This is a genomic window from Aestuariivirga sp., assembly GCF_046093005.1.
Taxonomy (GTDB): domain Bacteria; phylum Pseudomonadota; class Alphaproteobacteria; order Rhizobiales; family Aestuariivirgaceae; genus Aestuariivirga.
In genome coordinates this window covers 1-5,844 of record NZ_JBJTER010000017.1, presented here as the reverse complement: position 1 = coordinate 5,844, position 5,844 = coordinate 1, and the positions used below count along the sequence as shown (strand labels likewise).

Annotated in this window: 6 protein-coding genes; 1 reads left to right on the top strand and 5 read right to left on the bottom strand. The window is 65.2% G+C overall.

Translation table 11 applies throughout. The annotated features are described in order from the left end of the window. The 5 genes from hisS to ACKOED_RS00750 form a co-directional block, all read right to left on the bottom strand. A partial coding sequence (gene hisS / locus ACKOED_RS00770) for a histidine--tRNA ligase (RefSeq protein WP_408914665.1) occupies positions 1-1,106 on the bottom strand: 1,106 nt, incomplete at its 3' end. Between the two features lie 70 nt (positions 1,107-1,176). Beyond that, the gene (locus tag ACKOED_RS00765) at positions 1,177-2,022 is read right to left on the bottom strand and encodes a fumarylacetoacetate hydrolase family protein (RefSeq protein ID WP_408914664.1); all 846 of its coding nucleotides are present in this window, start codon (positions 2,020-2,022) and stop codon (positions 1,177-1,179) included. A gap of 42 nt (positions 2,023-2,064) precedes the next feature. Further along, positions 2,065-2,739 (bottom strand): lactate utilization protein C, encoded by a 675-nt coding sequence (locus ACKOED_RS00760; RefSeq protein ID WP_408914663.1) that lies wholly within the window; start codon positions 2,737-2,739, stop codon positions 2,065-2,067. Continuing rightward, positions 2,736-4,154 (bottom strand): LutB/LldF family L-lactate oxidation iron-sulfur protein, encoded by a 1,419-nt coding sequence (locus tag ACKOED_RS00755; RefSeq protein ID WP_408914666.1) that lies wholly within the window; start codon positions 4,152-4,154, stop codon positions 2,736-2,738. Before ACKOED_RS00755 ends, ACKOED_RS00760 begins: the two co-directional genes overlap by 4 nt. Next, positions 4,154-4,918: a (Fe-S)-binding protein gene (locus ACKOED_RS00750; protein WP_408914662.1), complete on the bottom strand. Its 765-nt coding sequence runs from the start codon at positions 4,916-4,918 to the stop codon at positions 4,154-4,156. The genes ACKOED_RS00755 and ACKOED_RS00750 overlap by 1 nt, the downstream gene beginning before the upstream one ends. A gap of 135 nt (positions 4,919-5,053) precedes the next feature. Between ACKOED_RS00750 and ACKOED_RS00745 the strand changes: the two genes are divergently transcribed. After that, on the top strand, positions 5,054-5,844 hold a 791-nt coding region (locus tag ACKOED_RS00745; protein ID WP_408914661.1), incomplete at its 3' end, for an FAD-binding protein.

The window sequence follows — 5,844 nt, the reverse complement described above, 5'->3', positions numbered from 1 at the left end:
ACGACCGGCGCAAGCGTCGATGATTCTTCCGCCTTGCCCACCAGCTTCAGCGCCGCATAGAGCCGCGATACGCCGATCGAGAAGCCGGTGGCCGGAACCTGCTGGCCGGTGAAGCGCGCCACGAGATCGTCATAGCGCCCGCCGCCGCCCACCGAGCCAAAACGCACGGTGTTGCCATCCTCGTCCTTGGTGTCCATCAGCAATTCGCATTCGAACACGGGGCCGGTGTAATATTCGAGGCCGCGGACGACGGAGGAATCATAGCGAATCCGATCAGGGCCATAGCCAGCCGCCTGAAACAGCGCCTGCATCGCTTCGAGGTCACGCAGGCCTTCCTCGCCATTCCTGCTGCCGCTCACGAAACGCGCATCGAGGGAAGCCGCCGTGGCAAAGGAAAGACTTGCTTCAATCTGCTTATCGGAAAGACCCGCGCCCCTGGTGAAATCACCGGATTCATCCTTGCGGCCAGCGCCAAGCAGCAGCGCCACGCCTTCCTTGCCGAGACGGTCCAGCTTGTCGAGCGCGCGCAGCCAGGTGAGCTTTACATCCTCGCCAATACCGAACGTCTCCGTGAAGCCATCCAGCATCTTGCGGCTGTTGACTTTCATCACATATTGCCCGCGCGGAATCCCCAGCGCTTCCATCGTATCCGCCGCCATCATGCAGACTTCGGCGTCCGCCACCGGCGAGGCGGAGCCCACCGTATCGGCGTCGAACTGCATGAACTGGCGGAAGCGCCCCGGCCCCGGCTTCTCGTTCCTGAACACCCAGCCCTGGCGGTAGCTGCGATAGGGCGTGGGCAGTTTCTGCTGGTTTTCGGCCACGTAGCGGGCGAGCGGCGCGGTCAGGTCATAGCGCAGCGACAGCCATTGCCCGTCATCGTCCTGGAACGAGAACACGCCGGCGTTGGGCCGGTCCTGATCCGGCAGGAACTTGCCCAGCGCATCGGTGTATTCGACGAAGGGCTGCTCCACCGGCTCGAAGCCATAGGATTCGTAAACACGCTGGATCGTCGCCAGCATGCTGCGGACCCCGCGGATCTCATCGGGTCCGGTATCGCGGAAGCCCTTGGCGGCCCGCGCCTTTGGGCGTTGCTCTTTGCTCATGTGACGGCAGCTCGCTCAATTCGCGGGCTATCTAGAGGAAAGGGCCGGGCGGGGCAACCGCGGACGGCCGTCACTTGTCCCGGACCACCTTCTGCGACTGCTCGCCCAGCCCTTCGATGCCGAGCCGCATGGTGTCGCCGGGCTTCAGGAAGCGCTGCGGCTTCATGCCCATGCCCACGCCCGGCGGCGTGCCGGTGGTGATGATGTCACCCGGCATCAGCGTGAAGAACTCCGAGAGATAGGCCACGATATGGGCGACGCCGAACACCATGGTGGAGGTCGAGCCGTCCTGCACCCGCTTGCCATTGAGTTCGAGCCACATGTGCAGCTTCTGCGGGTCCTTCACCTCATCCGCCGTGACCAGCCACGGGCCCACCGGGCCGAACGTGTCGTAGGATTTGCCCTTGGTCCACTGGCCGGAGCGCTCCGCCTGGAACTCGCGCTCGGAGAGATCGTTGATCGTGCAATAGCCGGCCACATGCTTCAGCGCGTCGGCCTTCCTGATGTTCTTGGCCCTGGTGCCGATGATCACGCCCAGCTCCACCTCCCAGTCCGATTTCTTGGACTTTGGCGGAATGGTCACGTCGTCATTGGGCCCCGAAAGGCAGCTCACCTGCTTGGTGAACACCACGGGCTCCTTCGGAACCTGAAGGCCAGATTCGGCGGCGTGGTCCGAATAATTGAGGCCGATGGCGATGAATTTCTGCGGATTGGCGATGCAGGCGCCGATCCGCGGCTTGCCGCGCACCAGCGGCAATGATTCCGGCTTGATCTTGCGCAGCCGGGCGAGGCCGGCGGGCGAGATCGCCGCGCCGGTGATGTCCGGAACCACGGCGGAAAGATCGCGGATGCGTCCCTCCTTGTCGAGAACGCCCGGCTTCTCCTTGCCCTTCGGCCCGTAACGCAAAAGTTTCATGAAAGTTTCTCCCTGGCTGGAGTTGAAGGATCAAAAAGCCCGTCAGCACCCGGTGACGATGATGACATGCATGTTCTTGGGCCCATGCGCGGGGCGCACGATGGTCTGTTCGATGTCGGCGGTGCGCGATGGGCCGGAAATCATGTTGACGGTGCGCGGCATGCTGCTCTCGCCCATGATGCCGCGCAGCTTGGTCCACACCTCTTCATAGCTGCCGAACAGCTGCGAGGCCTCCAGCATCACGATATGCGCCTCGGGCAGGAAGTTCAGCGTGGTCGGGTTCTCAGGCCCGGAAATCTGGATGATGGTGCCGGACTCGGCCACGCCCGCGAAGGCGCGGGTCATCGCGGCGCGGTCAGATTCATGGGCGCGGCCTTCCACCACCTCGATGGTGCCGCCGCGGTGCCAGGGCAGCCTGGCAAGCACCGGATCCGCGCCGCGCCGCACATGCGCCGGAAGATTGCCGTTGCGCAGATATTCCGCCACCGCCTGCGGCACATCGTTGATGTCGTCCAAGACCTCAACCGTGCCGCCCACCGCGACCATCATCTCGGTGAACAGCCGGATGCGATGGGCCTCATCGCCCTGGCCGCGCGCCGGAATGAGGTTGCGGGGGTGGCGGGCCAGCCGCTCATCAACCGCGGCGCGGCGCTCCGCCTCCGGCGCCTTGGGAAGCTTGGCGCGGATGCGATCCAGCATCGCCTGGCGGGCGCTCACCGGCGGCGCTCCTTCCACAGCTGGTGAAAGGTTTTGCCCTGCGGCGCCGGAAAATCGCGGTTTTGCGTCCAGCCGCCCGCCAGCGGCAGCTTCGAGAGCCGGCCCTTGCCATGCGCCTGGTTGGAGAGCACCCGCGCGGCCAGCGCGATGGCCATGCGATAGAGCTTCGGCCGCTGCGCCACGAAGGCCCATAGCCCGAGGCCCCAGCGAACGGCCTTTGGCTGCAGATGGCGCTCGAACTCCTTCTCGCGCCAGTGCCGCAGCATGCTGGGAATGGGAATCCGCATCGGGCAGACTTCCTCGCAGCGCCCGCAGAAGGTCGAGGCGTTGGGCAGATGCCTGGCGTTTTCGATGCCGGTCAGCGCCGGGGTGACGACGGCGCCGATCGGGCCGGGATAGACCCAGCCATAGGCATGGCCGCCAACCGCGTTATAGACCGGGCAATGGTTGAGGCAGGCGCCGCAGCGGATGCAGCGCAGCATGTCCTGGAACTCGGTGCCCAGCACGCCTGAACGGCCATTGTCGAGAAGAATGACCACGTGATATTCATCAGGCCCGTCGAGGTCGCCCGCCCGGCGCGGGCCCGTGGACAGCGTGGTGTAGTTGGAAAAATCCTGTCCGGTGGCCGAGCGCGCCAGAACCCGCAGGATGGTGGAGGCGTCCTCGAGCGTCGGCACGATCTTCTCGATCGAAGCGAGCACGATGTGCACGCGCGGCAGGTTCTGGGTGAGATCGCCGTTGCCTTCATTGGTGACGATGATCGAGGTTCCGGTCTCGGCGATCAGGAAATTGGCGCCGGTGACGCCCACATCCGCCGCCAGATATTTCTGGCGCAGCACGGCGCGCGCCTCTTCGACGAGCGAGGGGATTTCGGTGAGGTCACGCCCGGGGTCGAGATGGGTATGGGCCTTGCGGAAATCGGCCTCGACCTGGTCGCGCGTCAGGTGAACGGCGGGTGCGATGATGTGCGAGGGCCGTTCGTTGCGCAGCTGGATGATGTATTCGCCGAGGTCGGTTTCAACCGGGGTGATTCCATTCCCGGCGAGATGCTGGTTGAGGTCGATCTCTTCCGAGATCATCGACTTGCCTTTGGTGACCAGCCTGGCGTTCACCTTGCGGCAGATTCCCAGAATGGCGGCGCGCGCGTCGTCGGGTGTTTCCGCCCAGTGCACTTCGCCGCCGCTCGCCTTCACCCGGGCCTCATAGCGCTCGAGATAGAGGTCGAGATGGGCGAGCACATGGTCCTTGATGTCGCGCGCCTGGTCGCGCAGCTGGTCGAATTCCGGCAGCGCCTCGCGCGCTTTCGAGCGCTTCTGGATGAAGCGAGGGCCGGTTTCCGTCATCGCATACTGCAGCTTGCCGTCGGCCAGAGCCTTGGCGACGTTGCCGGGGAACGCGGCGCTGGACATGTCCATCATTCGGCCTCCGCAATGGGCGGCGTCAGATAATCGCCGGCCAGCACTTCCGCCACATGCCGCGCTTTGACGTTTGAGCCCTCACGCTTCAGCTTGCCCGCCATGTTCATCAGGCAGCCGAGGTCGCCGGCGATCAGCGTATCGGCGCCGGTGGCGTGGATATGCTTCAGCTTCTTCTCCAGCATCTTGTCGGAGATGCCGGGATATTTGACGCAGAAGGTGCCGCCAAAACCACAGCACACCTCGGCGTCCGTCATCTCGCGCAGCGACACGCCCGCGACGCTGGCCAGCAACTGGCGCGGCTCGTTGCGGATGCCGAGCTCGCGAAGGCCGGAGCAGGAATCATGATAGGTGGCGCGGGCGGGAAACGCGGCCGTGACCTTCGCAACCTTCATCACCCGGGTGAGAAAGGACACCAGCTCATGCGTCCGCCTTGCCAGGTCCAGCGCCGCCGCGTGGTCCGCCGAGCCGGCCGCGAACAGCTCCGGATAATGCTTGACGATCATGCCGCCGCAGGAGCCGGACGGCGCCACCACATAATCATAGCCCCTGAACGCCGCGATCACCTGGCGGGCCAGCGCCTGGGCATCGGCCTTGTCGCCGGAATTATAGGCGGGCTGGCCGCAGCAGGTCTGGGCCTCCGGCACCTCCACCCGGCAGCCGGCATCTTCCAGCAGCTTCACCGCCGCGAAGCCCACCGAGGGCCGGAACATGTCGACAAGACAGGTGACAAAAAGTCCGACTCTGGGCTGGGCGGGCGGCATGGAACCTCAAGGCGATGGCGGAACAGGCTTTTGCCAGCCCCGGCCGCTGGCGGCAAGGGGCAGCAACGGCGTTGCAATCCGGCTGAATGCTGGCTTAATGCCTGGGCCCGTTACGACAACAGGACATAACCGCCCATGCTCACCATGCCGGTCCCCGATGCGGAAACGATCCGCCGCCGCGATGCGATCGTGGCGGCCCTCCGCGCCATCATTCCGGGCGAAGGGGTGATCGCGGCGCCGGCCGAGATGCGGGCCTATGAAACCGACGGCCTCACCGCCTACCGCCAGATGCCGCTCGTTGTGGCGTTGCCGGAGACCACGGCTCAGGTGGCCGCAATTCTCAGATATGCCCATGACAACGCCGTCAAGGTGGTGCCGCGCGGGGCCGGCACCTCGCTGTCGGGCGGCGCTCTGCCGCTGGCTGACGGCATTCTGCTCGGCATGGCCAAATTCAACCGCGTGCTGGACATCGATTATGACAACCGCTGCGCCGTGGTGCAGCCGGGCGTCACCAACCTGGCCATCACCAGGGCCGTGGAGCACAAGGGCTTCTATTACGCGCCGGACCCTTCCTCGCAGATCGCCTGCACCATCGGCGGCAATGTGGCGGAGAATTCGGGTGGCGTGCACTGCCTCAAATACGGTCTCACCGCCAACAACGTGCTGGGCATCGAGATGGTGCTGGTCACGGGCGAGGTGATCCGGCTGGGCGGCAAGCATCTCGACAGCGAGGGCTACGATCTCCTCGGGCTCATGACAGGTTCGGAAGGCCTGCTTGGCGTCGTGACCGAGGTCACCGTGCGCATCCTGCAGAAGCCCGAGACGGCGCGCGCCGTGCTGGTGGGCTTCCCCACGAGCGAGGATGCCGGCAAATGCGTGGCCGACATCATCTCCGCCGGCATCATCCCCGGCGGCATGGAGATGAT

What these genes read in the sequence shown, in the direction of transcription:
- ACKOED_RS00765 (WP_408914664.1), bottom strand. Translation starts at nt 2,022, where the DNA reads ATGAAACTTTTGCGTTACGGGCCGAAGGGCAAGGAGAAGCCGGGCGTT.
- ACKOED_RS00755 (WP_408914666.1), bottom strand. Translation starts at nt 4,154, where the DNA reads ATGGACATGTCCAGCGCCGCGTTCCCCGGCAACGTCGCCAAGGCTCTG.
- ACKOED_RS00750 (WP_408914662.1), bottom strand. Translation starts at nt 4,918, where the DNA reads ATGCCGCCCGCCCAGCCCAGAGTCGGACTTTTTGTCACCTGTCTTGTC.